The 18,913-nt window shown below is 54.5% G+C and carries 18 protein-coding genes and 3 tRNA genes; 7 read left to right on the forward strand and 14 right to left on the reverse strand.

All coding sequences use genetic code 11. From position 1 onward, the window contains the following. The first annotated feature begins 36 nt into the window (after positions 1-36). Positions 37-1,143, forward strand: a complete 1,107-nt coding sequence (locus HIJ39_RS00835) for an SLAC1 family transporter (RefSeq protein ID WP_169095720.1) — start codon at positions 37-39, stop codon at positions 1,141-1,143. 846 nt (positions 1,144-1,989) lie between these two features. Here HIJ39_RS00835 and HIJ39_RS00840 read toward each other — a convergent pair. The 14 genes from HIJ39_RS00840 to dnaA all read right to left on the reverse strand — a co-directional run bounded on the left by HIJ39_RS00840 (position 1,990) and on the right by dnaA (position 15,603). Beyond that, positions 1,990-2,065, reverse strand: a tRNA-Arg gene (locus tag HIJ39_RS00840). 71 nt (positions 2,066-2,136) lie between these two features. Beyond that, positions 2,137-2,229: transfer RNA gene (locus HIJ39_RS00845), tRNA-Ser, on the reverse strand. 83 nt (positions 2,230-2,312) lie between these two features. Further along, positions 2,313-2,399, reverse strand: a tRNA-Ser gene (locus HIJ39_RS00850). Positions 2,400-2,468: 69 nt separating this feature from the next. Beyond that, positions 2,469-3,740, reverse strand: coding sequence for a serine--tRNA ligase (gene serS, locus HIJ39_RS00855; protein ID WP_169095722.1), 1,272 nt, complete (start codon positions 3,738-3,740; stop codon positions 2,469-2,471). Beyond that, complete coding sequence (mtnA, locus tag HIJ39_RS00860) at positions 3,733-4,773, reverse strand: S-methyl-5-thioribose-1-phosphate isomerase (RefSeq protein WP_420824553.1); 1,041 nt, start codon at positions 4,771-4,773, stop codon at positions 3,733-3,735. The genes serS and mtnA overlap by 8 nt, the downstream gene beginning before the upstream one ends. Before the next feature lie 283 nt (positions 4,774-5,056). Continuing rightward, on the reverse strand, positions 5,057-5,656 hold the full coding sequence (gene pdxT, locus HIJ39_RS00865) for a pyridoxal 5'-phosphate synthase glutaminase subunit PdxT (protein WP_169095726.1): 600 nt from the start codon (positions 5,654-5,656) through the stop codon (positions 5,057-5,059). Next, positions 5,656-6,543 carry a pyridoxal 5'-phosphate synthase lyase subunit PdxS gene (gene pdxS / locus HIJ39_RS00870; protein ID WP_338055031.1) on the reverse strand — a complete coding sequence of 296 codons (888 nt, stop codon included), beginning with the start codon at positions 6,541-6,543 and terminating at the stop codon, positions 5,656-5,658. The genes pdxT and pdxS overlap by 1 nt, the downstream gene beginning before the upstream one ends. 32 nt (positions 6,544-6,575) lie before the next feature. Further along, entirely contained in the window at positions 6,576-9,008 is a 2,433-nt protein-coding gene (gyrA, locus tag HIJ39_RS00875) for a DNA gyrase subunit A (RefSeq protein WP_169095728.1), read from the reverse strand. Between the two features lie 18 nt (positions 9,009-9,026). Beyond that, positions 9,027-10,943, reverse strand: a complete 1,917-nt coding sequence (gyrB, locus tag HIJ39_RS00880; protein WP_169095730.1) for a DNA topoisomerase (ATP-hydrolyzing) subunit B — start codon at positions 10,941-10,943, stop codon at positions 9,027-9,029. Between the two features lie 71 nt (positions 10,944-11,014). Continuing rightward, positions 11,015-11,272: an extracellular matrix regulator RemB gene (remB, locus tag HIJ39_RS00885; protein ID WP_169095732.1), complete on the reverse strand. Its 258-nt coding sequence runs from the start codon at positions 11,270-11,272 to the stop codon at positions 11,015-11,017. An 11-nt stretch (positions 11,273-11,283) separates the two neighbouring features. Next, positions 11,284-11,829, reverse strand: a complete 546-nt coding sequence (locus HIJ39_RS00890) for a DciA family protein (protein WP_169095734.1) — start codon at positions 11,827-11,829, stop codon at positions 11,284-11,286. Next, positions 11,802-12,920 (reverse strand): DNA replication/repair protein RecF, encoded by a 1,119-nt coding sequence (gene recF / locus HIJ39_RS00895; protein ID WP_243239242.1) that lies wholly within the window; start codon positions 12,918-12,920, stop codon positions 11,802-11,804. Before recF ends, HIJ39_RS00890 begins: the two co-directional genes overlap by 28 nt. Further along, positions 12,874-13,983, reverse strand: a complete 1,110-nt coding sequence (gene dnaN / locus HIJ39_RS00900) for a DNA polymerase III subunit beta (RefSeq protein ID WP_169095736.1) — start codon at positions 13,981-13,983, stop codon at positions 12,874-12,876. Before dnaN ends, recF begins: the two co-directional genes overlap by 47 nt. A 267-nt stretch (positions 13,984-14,250) precedes the next feature. Further along, complete coding sequence (gene dnaA, locus HIJ39_RS00905) at positions 14,251-15,603, reverse strand: chromosomal replication initiator protein DnaA (protein WP_169095738.1); 1,353 nt, start codon at positions 15,601-15,603, stop codon at positions 14,251-14,253. Positions 15,604-15,897: 294 nt separating this feature from the next. Here dnaA and rpmH point away from each other — a divergent pair, with 294 nt between their 5' ends. The 6 genes from rpmH to HIJ39_RS00935 all read left to right on the forward strand — a co-directional run bounded on the left by rpmH (position 15,898) and on the right by HIJ39_RS00935 (position 18,911). Then, positions 15,898-16,032: a 50S ribosomal protein L34 gene (gene rpmH / locus HIJ39_RS00910; RefSeq protein ID WP_169095740.1), complete on the forward strand. Its 135-nt coding sequence runs from the start codon at positions 15,898-15,900 to the stop codon at positions 16,030-16,032. A 4-nt stretch (positions 16,033-16,036) separates the two neighbouring features. Beyond that, a complete protein-coding gene (gene rnpA / locus HIJ39_RS00915) occupies positions 16,037-16,381 on the forward strand; it encodes a ribonuclease P protein component (protein ID WP_169095742.1) in 345 nt (114 codons plus the stop codon). Positions 16,382-16,383: 2 nt separating this feature from the next. Then, positions 16,384-16,596 carry a membrane protein insertion efficiency factor YidD gene (gene yidD / locus HIJ39_RS00920; protein ID WP_338055032.1) on the forward strand — a complete coding sequence of 71 codons (213 nt, stop codon included), beginning with the start codon at positions 16,384-16,386 and terminating at the stop codon, positions 16,594-16,596. Between the two features lie 18 nt (positions 16,597-16,614). Then, complete coding sequence (locus HIJ39_RS00925; RefSeq protein ID WP_169095746.1) at positions 16,615-17,292, forward strand: YidC/Oxa1 family membrane protein insertase; 678 nt, start codon at positions 16,615-16,617, stop codon at positions 17,290-17,292. Positions 17,293-17,397: 105 nt separating this feature from the next. Then, positions 17,398-18,093: a 16S rRNA (guanine(527)-N(7))-methyltransferase RsmG gene (gene rsmG, locus HIJ39_RS00930; protein WP_169095749.1), complete on the forward strand. Its 696-nt coding sequence runs from the start codon at positions 17,398-17,400 to the stop codon at positions 18,091-18,093. A 29-nt stretch (positions 18,094-18,122) separates the two neighbouring features. Continuing rightward, entirely contained in the window at positions 18,123-18,911 is a 789-nt protein-coding gene (locus HIJ39_RS00935) for a ParB/RepB/Spo0J family partition protein (RefSeq protein WP_169095751.1), read from the forward strand. Positions 18,912-18,913: the final 2 nt, after the last annotated feature.

Here is an 18,913-nt window from a genome sequence, read left to right on the forward strand (position 1 = left end):
TTCGTAAGTTTGAGGAATTGAGAGGATGTGACGTCAATGCGGCTCGTTAAGGGGTTCACGCCGAACTGGTTTACCGCTGGAATGGGAACGGGAATTGTGGCGTTGGACGCCTATTTGCTGCCGGCCGGACCTCGGTGGCTTCAGACCGCGGGCACGGGCTTATGGTTTCTCAACATGGCGCTGGTTGCTGTGCTGTTGGTGCTGATGGGTCTTAGAGCAGCAACCGATCCGCAGGGCGTTAAGAACATTTTCACGCATCCCATGCAGTCCATGTTTTTTGGCGCCATTCCGATGGCCATGACCACCGTGGTCAACGGCTTCTTCGACATGGGCCCGCACTTTTTTGGCGCGTCGGCTTATCATGTGGGCTCCGTCTTGTGGGTTGTCAACGCTCTTATTGCGCTAGGTTCGGTATTCATCATTCCCTTTCTGATGTTTATTAGTCACGATCATGACCTATCGCGCATGACCGCCGTTTGGCTGATGCCAATCGTGCCGGCGGAGGTTGTAGCGGCGTCTAGTGGCTTGATGCTGCCGCACTTGTCCAACCTAGCGCTTCAGCAGGATGTGTTTATCGGAACCATCGTGTTATGGGCGTTCAGCGTCCCGATGGCGTTTTTACTGCTCGGCACTTTGTTCTTACGGTTAGCGGTTCACAAGTTGCCCCCACGCGAATTGGCCATTTCCACATGGATAACGCTGGGAACATTGGGCACCGGCATCATGGGACTGATGATGGTCGCCAAAGATGGCGTTCTGGTATTTCCCCACCTGGCGCCTAGCATCGCAGGTGCGGCTACATTAGCGGCACTCATTCTGTGGGGACTGGGTATTTGGTGGATGGTGCACAGTTTCCTAATCAGTGGTTATTATCTTTGGATACGGTCGCTGCCGTTTAATTTAGGTTGGTGGGGGTTGACCTTCCCGTTGGGAGTATTCGCCGGCGGAACGGATTTGCTCTACCACGCATTGGGAACCGGGATTTTTCACTGGGCGTCCATCACCTTTTTTGTCCTCTTGGCGACGTTTTGGGTTTTCGTTGCCGCATTTACGCTTCGTCACTTGGCAGAACTAGGCCAGCCTTCGAGTGCCTCGACCCATGTCGATGCTGAGTATCAGGACGACGATGAAAAGGTGGGGTAACTACCCCCGGATTCTGAGATTAGGCTGGTCCACTGGTGGGCCAGCCTCCTCCATTTTTGCGGCAAACACGGGTGTGTCTTGGGTGAACGCCACACGCCTCCTGTAGCTCCTGACATATTTTTTCTGGCCGCGGGGAAGTTAACCAACACTACTGAAGCTCAAGGAAGGAGGGATTATCGATGCGGAAAGCCTCTCCAACGGCAGCACTCGCCTTGGTTGCACTCGCCTTAGCGCTTTCCGCCTGCGGCCCGCCGCCGCACGCGCCCACAAGACCGCCGGGACGGAACCCCGCCACCAACCGGACCCACCCGCTATTCGGAAACGCTATGAAGGGCCCTCATATTGGATCTATCTCTTCTATTTCGTCAGCCACCAATACCGGCACGGCAGAGGCTGAGCCTACCGGGGCCAGAATGCAATGAGAACGGAAGTTGGTGGGATCCTGAAGCGGCGTGATTACGATGGTGGTCTCGCGACGGACCCAATCCATCAGCGAGTCCTACAGTCCCCGTGTCAACAATAGATTCGGGTCTTCAGCAGCCGAAAAAGGATTCCCTTGGGTCCTAGTTCCCCGTCTTCATTACATAACCGAAGACCAAAAAGTCCGGCGTCATATAACCCGTCCAGACCGGATCGGTTGGCTAATGACGACGATGGTCGAGTTTTGCTCTCTCCTTATAAATTATTAAAAGCCCGCCCACAACGTCCCCGTTGAAGCGGCCTCTCATTGGATAGCTTATTTCAGTGTTTCTGCTCACAAAGAGCAGCTTGGAGTTACGAGTTAGTTACGGAGTGGAATCCTCTAAACGGCTCCGTTCGAGTTTCAGAAAACCGCTTAAAAATTAATGGTGCGCCCGTTAGGATTTGAACCTAAGGCCTCCTGATTCGTAGTCAGGCGCTCTATCCACTGAGCTACGGGCGCAACAACAAAATTGATTTTAACATCTTGTCTAAGCTGGAGCAAATGAAACTCTTGGTACAAGCTCTAAAAGATGGCGGAGGGAGTGGGATTCGAACCCACGCTAGGCTTGAAGCCTACTAACGGTTTAGCAAACCGTCCTCTTCGACCGACTTGAGTATCCCTCCGCAGCACGAACCATGGTACCATAGGTTGTTTTGCTGTAGCAAGTGGCGTTTACTGGACACCATTTACGCCAATTGAACAAAAATGGCGGAGGGGACAGGACTCGAACCTGCAAGCCTTGTTAGGGCGGCGGTTTTCAAGACCGCTGCGTTACCAATTACGCTACCCCTCCAGCATCTTTATATTTTAACCGCCAGGCACGAAAAAGCCAAGAGACAGTTTCTTGAACGCCTGCCATCGCTTAGATCTTTAATACGGATGGTCCATCAAAATATGGTTGCAACACATCCGGAAGGCGCACGGATCCGTCCTCCTGTTGGAAGTTCTCCAAGATGGCGGCAAATGTCCGCCCAATCGCGAGAGCGCTCCCATTGAGTGTGTGCACAAACTCGGTCTTCTTCGACCCTTCAGGACGATAGCGAATATTGGCGCGGCGGGCCTGAAAATCCCCCATGTTACTGCACGATGAAATTTCGACATAACGCCCATAGCTTGGCATCCAGACCTCAATATCATACGTCATGGCTTGCGAAAAGCCCATATCGCCCCCGCACAACAACACCGTCCGGTAGGGAAGACCCAATTGTTGCAACACATCTTCTGCGTCCGCCACCATCTGGTTTAAGGCCACATCCGACTCGTCGGGACGCACAAAACGGACCAGCTCCACCTTGTCAAACTGGTGCTGACGAATGATACCGCGGGTGTCGCGTCCAGCTGCCCCTGCTTCCGCGCGAAACGACGCGGTGTACCCCGTATACCTGATAGGGAGATCTTTATCGTCCAAGATCTCATCGCGGTGGAGGTTGGTCAATGTAACTTCAGCCGTTGGAATTAAATAATACTCGTGAGGAACAACCCGAAACACGTCCTCTTCGAATTTCGGAAACTGCCCCGTGCCCACCAAGGCGTCACGATTTACAAGATAGGGAGTGGCCATCTCCACATATCCGCGACGCCGATTGTGATCCAGCATGAAATTAATCAAGGCGCGCGAAAGCTGGGCGCCACGTCCTGAGAAGACCGTAAAGCGAGCACCCGAGAGTTTCCGTCCACGTTCGAAATCCAATACGTGGAGCGCCTCGCCAAGCTCCCAATGGGGCTTCGGCTCAAAGTCAAACGTGGGGACAGTGCCCCAGTTGCGCACCTTGACGTTGTCGTCCGCCGATTTGCCGTCGGGCACTTCGGGAAGCGGTGTGTTGGGGATGGTCAACAAAATGTTTCCGATTTCCAAATCAAGTGCACGTACATCCGCCTCGAAACGTTGAATACGTTCCCCCACGTTGCGCATGGCCAAGATAAGCTCCTCTGCAGGCTCCCCAGCCTTTTTACGCCGCGCGACCTCTTCTGACGACCGGTTCCGCTCGGCCTTTAAGCTCTCCATCTCCCCAAGCAGAGTACGACGCCTTTCATCCATCGTCAGCAGCTCACCCAAGTCCACCTCAACACCCTTTTTTGCCAGAAGCCTCTGGATTACATCCGGCTCTTGGCGTATCCGGCGAATATCAAGCATCGGGAGTTCCCTTCCCTTCTTGTTCCAATAGTTTCGCGATACCGGTTTCAAAATCCCCTTGTGCCACACCCGTATCCGTGACAATGGCGGAAATCAGAGACGATGGCGTGACATCGAATGCGGGGTTGAAAACCGGCATGTCGCGTGGTGCGATGGCCTGACCCCGTATCTCCCGCACCTCATGAGCCGCGCGCTCCTCGATGGGGATAGCGTTGCCGCTGGACAGCGTGCGGTCAATCGTGCTTAAGGGCGCGACCACGTAGAACGGGATATGGTGAAAGTGAGCTAAGACGGCCAGTCCGTAGGTCCCAATCTTGTTAGCCGTGTCACCGTTAGCCGCGATCCGATCGGCCCCCACCAACACGGCATCCACCTTCCCTTGAGCCATTAAGGAGGCAGCCATGCTATCCGTGATGAGAGTCGCCGGAATGCCATCTTGCACCAACTCCCACGCGGTAAGCCGCGATCCCTGCAGCAAAGGACGCGTCTCATCGACCCATACCTGATCAATCCGCCCATCGGCGTAAGCCTGACGAATGACGCCCAAGGCCGTACCAAGACCAATCGTGGCCAAGGACCCGGTATTGCAATGAGTCAAAACCCGACTAGATGGTGGTAGCAAAGCAGCCCCAAATTGTGCCATTCGCTCATTGCGCAGGGACTCTTCTTGATAGAGAGCATCTGCCTCCCTACGTAAATAACGGACTAGCGCGCTTCCCTCGCCGGGTCGTGTTGCCCACACTTTATCCACAGCCCACGCCAGATTGACCGCTGTGGGCCGTGCATTGCGAATCCGGTCTTTGGCGGCCTCCAATTCGTCCGTTCCATTCGTATGCCCAGCCAGAGCCAACGCCTCTACCCAGAGACCATATAGCCCTGCCACGGCGATGGCGGGCGCCCCGCGAACCGCCAATGATTGGATGGCGTCCACAACCATATCTGCCCGGGTGCATCGAATATAGCGCATCCTTTCAGGCAACGCCCGCTGATCCAAAATCTCCACGGCATCGGCGGTGGGTCGGATAGGCTCAATCATGCCACACCCCTCCTCCAAAGCAATAAAAAGCTCGTCCCGAATCTCTCGGGACGAGTAAACTCTCGCGGTACCACCCCAGTTGGTGCTTAACCCACTCAAAGCCAATATCGGCGGCCACCGCCAGCCCTCGCTGGAATCTCGGAAAGCGGAAAGCTTGCTCCCGGGGTCGGATTTCACCTACCACCGACTCTCTATACCCGGAACCCCAAGCATGTTCTTTCGTCATCGATCGTTCAGTATTCAGTATTGGTCGTTACTATAGCCACTCGCCATAGGAAAGTCAAGAAGTCGCCTCGCGAACGGGACTTAAGCTTTCCACTTTCTTGATGAAATACTCGTGAATGCGAATATCAGGGCTCATCTCGGGATGAAATGAGCTCACCAAGTAGGGACCTTGTTCCGCCATGACCACCTCGCCCTGATACCGCGCCAAAGGCGTCACATCAGGCCCTAGTCGTGTGATCTTGGGAGCGCGGATGAAAACGGCAGGAAATGGTTCGGAACCGAGGCACGGAATATCCAATCCCACCTCGAACGAGGCGACTTGCCTTCCATAAGCATTCCGGGCAGCCTCAATATCCACATAGCCCAAACGCGCCGGCGACGGGCCGACGACATCCCGCGCCAACAAAATCAGTCCCGCGCACGTCCCATAGATGGGGAAGCGGCCTTCGCGGGTCCGTTCTTTTAGCGCGTCAATGAGTCCGTACTCCGCCATCAGCATTCCGATGGTGGTACTCTCACCCCCTGGCATAATCAGGCCATTGATGTCGTCCAAGTCGCGGGGCAAGCGAACTTCACGGGCTTCGGCACCAGCCCGCTCCGTGTGGCGAAGATGCTCACGCACGTCTCCCTGAATAGCCAGTACTCCAATTCTCATTAGATGCCTCGATCCTGCATACGATCCTTAGGCTCCAATGTCGCCATCTCTAGTCCTGGCATGGCTTCCCCAACATCTGTCGACACCTCAGCAATAACTTTGGGGTCGTTGTAGTGCAAGGTGGCCCGAACGATGGCTCGCGCCGTCTTCTCAGGGTTCGCCGACTTAAAGACGCCCGAGCCCACAAAAATACCGTCAGCCCCCAACTGCATCATCAACGCTGCATCGGCTGCCGTCGCAACACCGCCAGCGCTGAAATTCACCACCGGGAGCCGGCCCAGTTCCTTGACTTTCTTCACCAAATCCAACGGAGCCCGCAATTCCTTGGCCAAGTCGGGCAATTCCGGCTCCGGAGTGGCCACCACCTGGCGAATCTGCGAATTCACCGCACGCAAATGCCGAACCGCCTCAACCACGTTGCCAGTCCCGGGCTCCCCCTTGGTGCGAATCATCGCGGCACCTTCGGCAATACGCCGTAGCGCTTCGCCCAAATCACGCGCCCCACAGACAAAGGGCACATTAAACTTCCACTTGTCAATGTGATACTGATCATCGGCCGGAGTAAGCACTTCACTCTCGTCAATGTAGTCAACTTCGAGGGCCTCAAGCACCTGTGCTTCCACAAAATGGCCAATACGTACCTTAGCCATGACCGGAATGGATACGGCCTCTTGAATGGATTTGACAATGCGCGGGTCGGCCATGCGGGCCACACCACCGGCTTTGCGAATATCTGCCGGAACCCGCTCCAACGCCATAACCGCCACGGCTCCTGCCCGTTCGGCAATGGCGGCCTGTTCGGGGGTGGTGACGTCCATAATCACGCCGCCCTTCAGCATTTCCGCCAAACCTGCTTTGACGTTATACGTGCCACGCTGTTCTTGCACGAAATTTTCCTCCTTCTTTAATATAAGAGCGACTACTCCTCTTCCGTGTCTGCCTTAACCAGAGCCACGGCACTCACACGGTGATCATCTTCCAAGCGCATGACTTTTACTCCTTGTGAGGCCCGTCCTTGCTGCGAGACAGACTCGACCTGTAGACGGATTAACACGCCTTCGCTGGAGATGACCATAAACTCCTCATCACCATTGACTGGCAAGATTCCTGCAAGTCCTCCGGTCTTCGCGGTAATGCGCATACCCATGACGCCTTGTCCACCACGACCGGTAATGCGAAACTGATTTAGCCGCGTGCGCTTGCCAATGCCGTTTTCGGTGAGAACCAGCAATTCCTTCTGATCAGAAACAGTGGCCAATGAGACAACCCAATCATCGCCCTTGAGACGGATGCCGGTTACACCGCGAGCAGCCCGTCCCATGGGGCGAACTTGCGACTCTTCAAACCGGATCACCTGGCCATGACGGGTAGCCAACATGATATCGCTGTGTCCCTCGGTAGGCTCAACCCCAATAAGTTCATCGTTTTCGTCGAGCGAAATGGCAATAATGCCACCGCCCCGCCAAGTTCCATAATCGGATAAGGCGGTGCGTTTGACAACACCTCGTTTGGTGGCAAATACCCAGAAATGGGTGTCGGAGGTATCGGTCAAGGTCTGAACAGCTGCGATCCGCTCATCCTGCTCCAATGCGATAAGATTGGCAATGGAAATGCCCTTGGCTTGTCGTCCAGCCTCTGGTATTTCGTGCACCTTCACGCGGTAGATGCGTCCGCGGTTGGTGAAGAAACAGAGATAGGCGTGAGTTGACGCCACAAACAAATGGGAAATAAAGTCATCTTCCCTAACCGTGCTGCCGCTGACGCCCCGTCCACCCCGCTTCTGCGGACGGTATACGCTGGGCGATAGACGCTTGATATAGCCGCGGTGGGTAATGGTGACCACCATATCTTCTTCCGGGATCAGATCCTCATCAGAGATATCCTTCACCGATGGTCCTAGCTTGGTTCGGCGCTCATCGCCGTACTTGCTACGAATTTCCTGCAAATCTTCTTTGATCAGATTGTAAACCAACCGTTCGTCCGCCAAAATCGCCCGCAGTCGCTCGATAAGCGCCATAACCTCTTGATATTCCGCCTCGATTTTCTCCCGTTCCAAAGCGGTCAGCCGTTGCAACCGCATTTCCAAGATAGCGGTGGCTTGCTTTTCAGAAAGGCCAAAGCGCGACATCAATCCCTCGCGCGCCGCGTCGACCGAGCTGGCCGAACGAATCAACTGAATAACCTCGTCCAGAAACTGCAGCGCAATCCGCAAACCCTCGAGAATATGGGCCCGCGCTTCGGCTTTTGCCAATTCAAACCGCGTCCGGCGTTCAATGACCACCTTACGATGGCGGATGAAGTTCTCCAGCATCTCGCGAACGGAGAGAATCATGGGCCGGCCGTCCACCAGGGCGAGCAGAATGATGCCAAACGTCTGCTGCATGGGCGTGTACTTGTACAGTTGGTTCAAAATCACTTTCGGCACAGCGTCGCGCTTCAGCTCGACGACGACGCGAACACCGGTACGGTCTGATTCGTCGCGCAGATCAGATATGCCCTCAATCTTCCGTTCGTGAACCAGGTCGGCGATTTTCTCGATCAGCCTCGCTTTGTTAACCTGATACGGAATCTCGGTGATCAGGATGCGCTCCCTGCCACTGGATGTTTCCTCAACGCGGGCTACTCCGCGGATGGTAATGATGCCGCGTCCAGTCGCATAAGCCTGGCGAATCCCCTCCCGGCCCATGATGATGCCCCCGGTCGGAAAGTCCGGCCCAGGCAAAATGGCGAGCAACTGTTCAAAATCGGCCTCCGGATGATCAATTAACAGCTCGGCAGCACGACACACCTCAGTAAGATTGTGCGGAGGAATATTGGTAGCCATACCCACCGCAATACCAGAAGAGCCGTTGATGAGGAGATTAGGAATCTTGGCTGGCAACACCGTCGGTTCCTCGGTCGACTCATCAAAGTTCGGGGCAAAATCCACCGTATCCTTGTCGATATCCGCCAAAAGCTCCATCGCAATAGGAGCCAAACGCACCTCGGTGTAACGCATAGCCGCAGGGGAGTCGCCATCCATGGATCCAAAATTTCCATGACCATCGACCAACGGGTAGCGGATGGAGAAATCCTGCGCCATTCGCACCATGGCGTCATAAACCGCTGTATCTCCGTGAGGGTGATAGCGGCCCAACACTTCTCCCACAATACGCGCCGATTTCTTATAGGGATGATTGGGCGTATTGCCCAATTCCTGCATCGCATATAAAATGCGGCGATGAACCGGCTTCAGCCCGTCGCGCACATCCGGCAATGCTCGGCTGACAATAACGCTCATCGCATAGTCGATATACGAACGCCGCATCTCATCTTCGATGTCGATGGGCCTAACATGGCCAATATTTGCCACTTACAGCGCCTCCGATTATTATCCTACGGTATCAAGATTGCGCACCTGGTGCGCATTCTCTTGAATGAAATCTCTACGGGACTCGACTTTGTCGCCCATGAGTACGGTAAAAATCCAATCCGCCGCGGCTGCATCCTCCAGTTCCACGCGCAACAGCGTCCGCGTTTCGGGATTCATCGTCGTTTCCCATAACTGCTCCGCATTCATCTCGCCTAAACCCTTGTAGCGCTGAATGTTGATGTTGTCGTGTCCCCCCCACTCCTTCATCAAACTTTCCAGGGCCGCGTCATCATAGAGGTACCGTTCCTGCTTGCCCTTTTTCACCAAATAAAGCGGGGGCTGAGCAATATAGACATAGCCGGCCTCGATGAGCGGCGTCATGTAGCGGTAGAAGAAGGTTAAAAGTAGGGTGCGGATGTGCGAGCCGTCCACGTCCGCGTCCGTCATGATAACCACACGGTGGTAGCGAGCCTTGGTAATGTCAAACTCGTTGCCAATGCCGGTACCAATAGCGGTAATCATCGCCCGAATTTCTTCGTTGCCTAAGATTTTGTCCATCCTAGCCCGCTCCACATTCAGAATCTTTCCCCGGAGCGGCAAAATCGCCTGAAACTGGCGGTCTCGGCCTTGCTTGGCCGAGCCACCAGCAGAGTCGCCCTCGACCAAATAGAGTTCCGATTCGGATGGATCTTTGCTTGAGCAATCGGTCAATTTTCCCGGCAGCGCCGACGATTCCAATACGCTTTTCCGCCGCGTCAGCTCCCGGGCCTTGCGGGCGGCTTCGCGGGCTCGAACTGCCTGAATCGCCTTTTCCAAGATGCGTTTGGCAATGGAAGGATTCTCCTCAAAGTACGTGGACAATCCGTCAGCCACAATTCCTTCGGTAATCCCCCGAACTTCCGAGTTTCCAAGCTTGGTTTTCGTCTGCCCTTCGAACTGGGGTTCCGGAAGCTTGACCGAAAGAATAACGGTCAACCCTTCCCGAACGTCGTCACCCGAGAGGTTGGGATCCGCATCTTTTAAGAGTCCTAGACGGCGGGCATAGTCATTGCATACGCGAGTTAGCGCAGCCTTAAACCCTGCCTCATGCGACCCCCCTTCAAGGGTGCGAATCGTGTTGGCAAAGGTAAACAATGTTTCCGTATAACTATCGTTGTATTGAACGGCGGCTTCAACAAACACCCCATCCTTTTCTCCTCCAAAGGCAATCGGCTTAGGGTGAATGACCTCACGGTTAAGGTTGAGATACTCGACGAACGAGACAACGCCGCCGGTGTAGTGATACCGGACCTGCCGACCCGTGGATTCCTCATACAGTGACAGCAATACGCCTGAATTCAAGAATGCTTGTTCACGAAGGCGCGTCGCCAGCGTGTCAAACGAAAAATGAACGTCTTCAAAAATTTCCGCGTCAGGCCGAAAAACCACCTCAAATCCTGTTTCGGTGGTCTTCTCCACCTCACTTACGGCATCGAGGGGCTTGCCTTTGGCGTAATGCTGCACACTTAAAGCGCCGCCGAACCGACTATAAGCGACCAATTCGGAGGACAAGGCATTCACAACCGACAGACCAACCCCGTGAAGGCCGCCGGACACCTTATATCCCCCGCCGCCGAATTTACCCCCGGCGTGCAGCATGGTGAGAACCACTTCTAAAGTGGGAATCCCAACTTTGGGGTGGATCCCGGTAGGAACGCCGCGACCATTATCGCGAACGCCTACTTTGCCATCCGCGTACAACGTAACCTGAATCCGGTCACAGACACCGGCCAACGCCTCATCGATAGAGTTGTCGACGATTTCATAAACCAGGTGGTGGAGACCCTTCACACTGGTTGAGCCGATGTACATGCCAGGACGCTTACGGACAGCCTCAAGTCCCTCGAGGACTTGAATTTGACTTTCTGTGTATTCGGGACTTTGTTTGCCCGCCATTATCTGGGGATCCCCCTTAAACATACGAATAAGACCCGCCCGGGTCTGGTAATTTCAGTATACCATAGCGCCTATACGGATTCGAATGGGGAGTCCCGCCGCTCGGCCCGACGCATCAGGGTATGGGCAGAAATAGCAGTCAAGTATAGGTTCTCGTCCGTCAACACAACGGACTTAGCATCGTATCGGTCGCCCCTAACGCGTCCCTCAGATGTCAGGCGAAGAAACAAATGGTGAAAGTCCACCGACTCGTCGAGGAGCCGCTCTTGAAATATCCCGATTACATCCGGCATTGGAACCATCCAGTCCTGGCCAATGTGCAGATACATAATGACCTCGTTTAGGCGTTAGTTTGGCGGTCCAACTCACACGCCACGCACAAGCGATAGCCCTTTAGCGTGGGGGCATGACAGCGCGCGCAGGGAACAAAGCCGTTCGCAAGCCATTCGTGGGCCGCTTCTTGATAGTTTTCCTGAACACGCGCCAACAATACCTGGAGGTCAACGTGAGGGTCCAATCGATGTTCAGTCCGGGCATGCGGGGAGGGACGATACGGCTCACTTCGCCGCGGAAGTCGGGCAAAGTCGCTTTTGACCCGCGTACGAATATCTTTTATGGATGCCTGGGGCAGCTCGTCAGCGATGGCGGCGAGAATGCGTGGCTTGTAATAGCCGATTTCCTGCGCCCATACAGAAGACGGCACGGCGACAACCAACACACCGTCGTTGGTCAGGGTGAGAATGTGGCTGTACTCTGCCACGGTATCGCCAACCACGTGCCGCCATAACCGGTCTAGAGCCCGGAGCCATTCGGCCCGCTGCCAGCCATGTTGTGCGCTAAGACGACTTAAAATCTCCCCTAGGCGCGGGTCGGGGGTGGATTCCATGCGCGCACATCGCCCCTTTCCACGTGAAGAATCTTGGGCTCCAGCGAGGCGTAGCTTCTCGGTTCAGTGTCAGTAACAATGGTTTGCTGTTCTGTCGTGGATACCGCAGCCAAGAGAGCCTCGCGACGCGCCGAATCAAGTTCGGAGAGCACGTCGTCCAGCAAAATGATCGGGCGGATCCCGGTTTCGTTCCAAAGCCAGCGGTGGGTCGCCAGTTTTGTGCTCAGCGCGAGAGTCCGCAGTTGTCCCTGGGAAGCATACAGCGTAGTGTCGCGCTGGTTAAGGCGAAAAACCACATCATCTCGATGAGGGCCAACTAACGTCGTCTGTCTGGCCCGCTCCTCGCCGCGCCGGGCGTTTATCAATTGATAGTAGGAGCCTTCATCCGCAATGGGCTCGAGGCTACCGCCGAACTTTAGCGCCGTTTCGAGCGCTTCCCCTGGCGCCAACTGAGAATGGATGGCCATAGCGAGCGGCAGCAGTGCTGCCAGCGTCTCGCGACGTCGTTGCCAAATGTACAGCCCTTCTTTGACCAAGAGCGGGGTAAAGTCGTCGACGACCGTTTGAAGAGCCGCTTCCTTCAAGGCCCGGTTCCTTTGCAGCAAGAGACGATGGTACGCGCGTATGGACCTGGCGTAATGCCTGTCGTGGGGTGCCAGCAATAAATCCAAGAACCGGCGCCGGCGCTCAGGGGATCCCTTGGCCAAATAAACGTCGTCCGGTGAAAACAGCACAACCGGGACAACCGGGCCCTGGTGCGTCCGACGGGACGGTTGTCGCTGAATACGGTGCCGCCAGGTTTCGGGTCGTCCTTGAATCTCTCCGGTAGCCTGCAGCCACGCCACCGGCTCGCCCTCTTGGATGGCTTCGCGCTCTTGAGCGGTGCGAAAATCACGGCCTTGCAACAGCACATAAACGGCTTCCAATAGGTTGGTTTTTCCCTGTCCGTTCGATCCCACCAAAAGCGTCAGCCGGGGAGAAAATTCAACCTGGGCACGGCCGATGTTGCGAAAGGCGCTAACATCCAAGACGTTGATGGCCATTTTAGACGAGTTGTCGAAGCGGCAACACCACGTGACTGTACTGCGCATTCTCAGTATCACGAATGCGCAGCGGTGATTGAACACCGGAGAATTCCAGCACCGCCTCTTCTCCCTCCAGGGACTTTAGGGCCTCTAAGAGATAGACCGGATTAAAGAGCAGGTCAAGTTCTTGCCCATGACTGTCAAATTCCACCGATTCATAGGTTTGCCCAAATTCCTGAGCGGACGCCGAAATGTCCAGTTGTCCCCCCTGGTGGCGAATACGAACCGAACTGGTGCGGTCTCGCGCAGCAATGAGGTTGGCGCGTTCCAGCGCACCGCGAAAGTCTGACACCCGTACCCGGCCTTGCACAACAAATTCTTGGGGAATGACCCGTTGGTAATCGGGATATTGACCATCCAACAAGCGAGAGACAATCACGCTGGAACCGGTGCGAATCCGGACGAGATTGCTGCCCAATGTGAGTTCGGCATCCTCGGCAGCATTGAGTCGCGCTGATTCCGCCACCAACTTGGCAGGAACGACACAACTTCGCTCTCCACCCCGATACTCTGGAACTGCGACCCAGGTGTGCGAGAGTCGGGTGCCATCGGTCGTGGCGAAGATGAGTCGACCAGAATCCAAGGTCAACGACACCCCGCGCAAGATCGGCCGAGTCTCATCTTTGGCACAGGCGAACAACAATTCGCGGGCCAAACGAGTAAAAATGCCGGAGCCAATCACAACGGTTTCTAGGGATCCCTCGAGGGCTTGAAATTCGGGAAGCCGCTCAGATCCGAATCCATGCAACGTTGCTCGGTTTTTTCCGTACTTAATGACTGCCTTCGCCCCACTGTCCTCCGTCCCGAGTTCCAATGTCGCGGTTGGAATGCGCTGTACAAGCTCGGTCAAGAGACTTGCCGGCAGAACAATTGTGCCAGGTTCGGTGACTTCAGCGGCAATCTCACTTTGGAGCGTTGTGAATAAATCGGTGGCAGTCAGGGTTAAAAGGTTGTCCCGAGCGTCCAACTGAATGCCGGCTAAAATTGGCATATTGTTCTGAGGCATAATCACCCGTGATACCGTGGCTAAGGCCTTGGCTAATTGATCTTGGGTGGCGTAAATGTGCATCCCGAATGCTCCTTTTGTCAAATAGTGCCGAGCTTATGATGAATACGTAAAGATATTTTAAAAGATCGTTGTCTTAATAAGGCTTGGGGATAAGAGGATAACCGACTCAAACCGCGTCATTTTGCATCATCCGACAGGGAATAAGTTTGGGATAACTTTCCTCGATATCCCCAAGCCCGTCAGGCCGGGAACGCGTCCTTGGGATAATGTGGACAACTTCCATCATGGTACACAGGGTTGTCCCGGTATTGCCCACACGTTACGCACTTAATGAGACTCAATGCGTTTTATCAGAGTTTGGATTGTCTGATTGAGCTGCGGGTCCTGAGTGCGATCCCGCAACACTTTTTCGCAGGCATGCATAACTGTGGTATGGTCTCGTCCCCCGAATTCCTCGCCGATTTTTGGCAAACTGGCATCGGTCAGTTCACGTGCGATATACATGGCAATTTGTCGAGGATGGGCAACCGCCTTCGTACGCTTTTTGGCTTTGAACTCCTCTACCCGGAGATCAAAATGGCGGGCGACCTCCTCTTGAATGAGGCGAATCGTAATGACTTTCTTGCGAGTTTCGTGAATCACATCTTTCAATGCTTCATACGCCAAGTCCGGTGTCAGCGTCTGCCGAGTAATCGATCCATAGGCCATCACGCGAATGAGGGCACCTTCCAATTCACGGATGTTGGTGTCAATTTTGGAAGCAATGAACTGAATGACTTCGTCAGGTACCGATAAGTTCTCCAACTGGGCCTTCTTCGATAAAATAGCCATTCGCGTCTCTAAATCAGGCGGTTGGATGTCGGTAATAAGGCCCCATTCAAAGCGTGACCTAAGCCGTTCCTCCAAGTATTGGATATCCTTAGGCGGCCGATCGCTGGAGATCACAATCTGCTTATGCGCGCCGTGTAATGCTTCGAACGTATGAAAGAACTCTTCTTGAGTCCGTTCCTTACCGCCCACAAACTGAATGTCATCGATGAGCAGCACGTCGATGGTCCGGTATCGGTTGCGAAAGGGCACCATCTTATTATCTTGAATAGCGTTGATGAGTTCGTTGGTAAAGTTTTCGGCCGATACGTACAGAACCCGTAAAGCAGCGTCCTGCTTCAACACCACGTGTCCGATAGCATGCATTAAGTGGGTTTTCCCCAGCCCAACACCACCATATAGGAACAAGGGATTATAGGCCCGGGCAGGCATTTCCGCGACCGCCAGCGAGGCGGCATGGGCAAAACGGTTGGAGCTGCCAACCACAAAGGCTTCAAAGGTATATTTGGGATTGAGGCGCGAGGCATACTCGGATGGTTGAGACTCCCGCGCTGATACCTTAGAACGCGACTCTTTCGGCATGACTGTTTCCGGTTTGGGCGGCGCCACCATGATGCGAATGTCCAGCGCTTGGCCAAACGTGTTGTGCACCAAATCTCGCATCAAGTCGGTGTAGCGAGCGGCAATGAGTTCTCGCGTAAATTCGGTGGGGACCTCCAACGTCAGCACGTTGTCGTCCAAACTCTTTGGTACCACGGAGCGTACCCAGGTTTCAAAGCTCGGCGTCGACAACTCATTCTTGAGTCGGTCAACTACATCAGCCCACAACGACTCAAGGCCGATATTGATCATGGCACTCCTTCCCCCTGTGAACGCTATGCACAAGAAATCCACAAGATTATCCACAACTTGTTGATATCTCTTGTAAAAATAATGATTCCTCCGACGCAGCGGAGGCTCGCCCCCATCATAGCAGATCCCCTTTTGGGGTACAATTGAATTAGAGGGAGTTCCTAGCGGATCTTGTGCATTTTGGAAGCCCGTTGGGCATACCCTGAAACGGGACAGGTGGTGGCACTCCTTGACCCTCAGAGTGGGCGTCTGTATAATAAATGCGATTTGCCTTGTGTCAGGGGGTGACTAAGGATGAAGCGCACCTATCAACCGAATCGGCGTCACCGCCATAAAGTTCACGGATTTCGGCAGCGCATGCGTACCCGCTCGGGTCGGGCTGTACTGCGGCGTCGTCGCCAAAAAGGCCGTAAGCGGGTAGCGGTTTAATCACATGCAATACCAGCGTCTTAAAAAGCGCGCGGAATTTGGACAGGTTTTTAAACGAGGCCGGACGTATGGGGACCGTTACGTGGTCCTTTTCGTTCTCTATCCAGGCCGAGGGCCGCGTCCGCGGGTGGGGTTCGCAACTCAGCGGACGGTTGGCAATGCCGTGAGGCGTAACCGGGTGCGACGACGCTTGAGGGCGTTGTACAGCCAATATGCCGATGACGTGAAGCCCTGCGGAGATTTGATCTTTTTAGGGAAAAAAAGCGTGCTGGATGCTCGCTGGACAGATTTAGAGCAATCTATGCAGCGCGTTCTCCGGCAAGCCGGGTGCTTGGGCAGCAAGGGTTGATTGTGATGAAGTACGTAGTGTTGGGGCTGATACGGGTATACCAGCGGTATGTGTCTCCCATGACGCCGCCGTCCTGTCGGTATGTGCCTACCTGTTCCCAGTATGCGGTGGAGTCGGTATCGAAATACGGGGCTCTGAAAGGTTCATGGTTGGCCATTCGGCGGATCAGCCGATGCCATCCCTTTCACGAAGGTGGGTATGACCCTGTGCCTTAGGGCCACGAGGAGGATGTTATGGGAGCAATTTGGCATGGGTTCACGGGCCTGATACAAGCGATATTTATCGTCTTCTATCATTGGACCGGGAACTATGTGATTGGCATTGTGCTGCTGACGCTGTTGGTTCGTCTGGTGCTTCTACCATTAGGTGTGGCACAGGCGCGTTCCATGCAGAAGATGGCACGACTAGCTCCGAAGCAGCGGGAGTTGCAGCAAAAGCACAAGGGCAATCCCCAGGTGCTGAACCAGGAAATCTCCAAGATGTATAAAGAGGAGGGTGTGAATCCCGCGTCGGGTTGTCTCCCCCTCTTGCTCCAGATTCCAGTCATGTACGGGTTGTTTGACGTTTTACGGACGTTTCACTATCGGCAGAGCGGTGGATTGTGGATTTGGCACAACCTGGCTCAGCCTGACCATACATTTGTATTGCCCATTTTGGTAGCGATTAGCACCTTTTTCATGCAACGTCAGACGATGCAAATGACCCCTTCTCAACCCGGCATGGAGTCGAGTCAGAAGATGATGTTGTACATGATGCCGTTGGTATTTGGGTACGTAGCCTACCGATTTCCGGCCGGTCTCTCCATCTATTATGTCGTATCTAACGTGTTTCAGTGGGTTCAAACCATTGTCTTGCTGCGAAGGCCCATTAACGGCGGAGCTGCCGGTAGTGCACCGGCAACGCAAAAGTGAGAGTTCAGGGAAAAGCCGCGCGATGCGCGGTTTTTTTTGTATCCCGGTAATCGGCAGTGGGGTGTTGTTTTGGTAACATATGGATGTCAATAGAAGGAGGGTTCGATGGAACAAATTCGGGGACTCAAATCAGAATATGGCGTTCCCGACGATCGCCAGGACTTGCTGGAAGGGTACATACGTTTAGTTGAATCAGCTCCCATGAATTTAACCGCTTGGCGGGGCGACCTGCTGTGGCAGCGCGGGGTACTTGATTCGTTGGCTATGGGCTGTCTTTTACGGACGGGCGTCCAACGGGCATTGGATATAGGAAGCGGTGGGGGTTTTCCGGGCATGGTCTTGGCCATCCAAAAACCGTCGGTTCACTGGGTATTGCTGGATTCTCGGGCGCGCCGCTGCGATTTTTTGCGCGGGGCAGTTGAAGACCTTGGATTAAATAACGTGGAGGTTGTTACGGCGAGGGCGGAGCAGTGGGTCGTTAAGGAGCCGCGGGTTCGGGAGGAGTTTGATGCTGTAACCTTGCGAGCGGTGGCCTCAACCGCGGTGTCGTTGGAGTTAGGATTGCCCTATACGCGGGTTGGAGGACAGGTTCTTTTGGCCAAAGGTCCTCGGGGGCCCGTCGAGTTGGATCAGGAACGGGGGCGGTTGGAACATTTGGGGGGCGCGCTAAAGGGATGGTATTCGGGTGTGTATCGAAGTAGTCAGGGTGACTATGACCAGTTTGCAGTCATAGAGAAAGTGGGCCCGACTCCCAGGGTATTCCCGCGGAGGGCCAAAGACTTGGGGAAAAGCTGGGACTAAGGACGGCAACGTCGGTCAGGAGGCGTTTTGTGGAAAATCACGGCGATGCAGCGGTGCAGATGGTTCCTGTTGACCGAATCCAGGTCAACCCCTATCAACCTCGCCGGCAGATATCGGCCAAAGAGCTTTCGCAACTGGTTGAGTCCATTCATAATCATGGGGTAATTCAGCCGATTGTGGTGTCGCCGGTTGAACGGGGATACCAATTAATTGCGGGCGAACGGCGGTTTCGAGCAGCTCGGATGGCAGGGCTCACCCGGATTCCAGCGGTTGTCAGGCGAGCCGATGGCGAAACCAGTGCTGTCCTGGCGTTAGTGGAAAATTTGCATCGGCAAAGTTTGTCATATTGGGATGAGGCGGAAGGTTTTTTGCGGCTTCACACAGAATTTCATTGGACGCAGAGTCAAATTGCGGAGACCATGGGTCTGAGTCAGAGTGCTGTGGCCAACAAGCTGCGACTTTTACAGTTGGACCGTGATATCCGTCGACGCATTCAAGAAGCGGGACTTACTGAGCGGCATGCGCGGGTGTTGTTGTCATTGCAAGCGGACCAAGAACGGCGCACGTTGTTAACTCTCATGATTGATAATAAGTGGACTGTGCGTCAGGCAGAAGAATGGATTGCCCATCGCGCCCGTGGGAGGAATTCACATCCGGCAACCAAGGCTGTGGTCAAGGATTTCCGCATTGTCTACAACGCGTTTAAGAAGACGCTGAGTGCTGTCGAAGAGGCGGGCATGGCAGTGGAAATGACGCAGCATGAAGATTCCACGGGTTGGGAGATTCGGGTGCGCATTCCCAAAAATCGGGAGGGGTAAGT

It is taken from the genome of Sulfobacillus harzensis, assembly GCF_012933365.1.
Taxonomy (GTDB): Bacteria; Bacillota; Sulfobacillia; order Sulfobacillales; family Sulfobacillaceae; genus Sulfobacillus_B; species Sulfobacillus_B harzensis.

Bases quoted from the DNA above. Each gene is read 5' to 3' on its own strand.
- HIJ39_RS00835 (WP_169095720.1), top strand. From the start codon at position 37: ATGCGGCTCGTTAAGGGGTTCACGCCGAACTGGTTTACCGCTGGAATG.
- serS (WP_169095722.1), bottom strand. From the start codon at position 3,740: ATGCTTGATATTCGCCGGATACGCCAAGAGCCGGATGTAATCCAGAGG.
- pdxT (WP_169095726.1), bottom strand. From the start codon at position 5,656: ATGAGAATTGGAGTACTGGCTATTCAGGGAGACGTGCGTGAGCATCTT.
- gyrB (WP_169095730.1), bottom strand. From the start codon at position 10,943: ATGGCGGGCAAACAAAGTCCCGAATACACAGAAAGTCAAATTCAAGTC.
- remB (WP_169095732.1), bottom strand. From the start codon at position 11,272: ATGTATCTGCACATTGGCCAGGACTGGATGGTTCCAATGCCGGATGTA.
- HIJ39_RS00890 (WP_169095734.1), bottom strand. From the start codon at position 11,829: ATGGAATCCACCCCCGACCCGCGCCTAGGGGAGATTTTAAGTCGTCTT.
- recF (WP_243239242.1), bottom strand. From the start codon at position 12,920: ATGCGCAGTACAGTCACGTGGTGTTGCCGCTTCGACAACTCGTCTAAA.
- dnaN (WP_169095736.1), bottom strand. From the start codon at position 13,983: ATGCACATTTACGCCACCCAAGATCAATTAGCCAAGGCCTTAGCCACG.
- dnaA (WP_169095738.1), bottom strand. From the start codon at position 15,603: ATGATCAATATCGGCCTTGAGTCGTTGTGGGCTGATGTAGTTGACCGA.
- rpmH (WP_169095740.1), top strand. From the start codon at position 15,898: ATGAAGCGCACCTATCAACCGAATCGGCGTCACCGCCATAAAGTTCAC.
- rnpA (WP_169095742.1), top strand. From the start codon at position 16,037: ATGCAATACCAGCGTCTTAAAAAGCGCGCGGAATTTGGACAGGTTTTT.
- HIJ39_RS00925 (WP_169095746.1), top strand. From the start codon at position 16,615: ATGGGAGCAATTTGGCATGGGTTCACGGGCCTGATACAAGCGATATTT.
- rsmG (WP_169095749.1), top strand. From the start codon at position 17,398: ATGGAACAAATTCGGGGACTCAAATCAGAATATGGCGTTCCCGACGAT.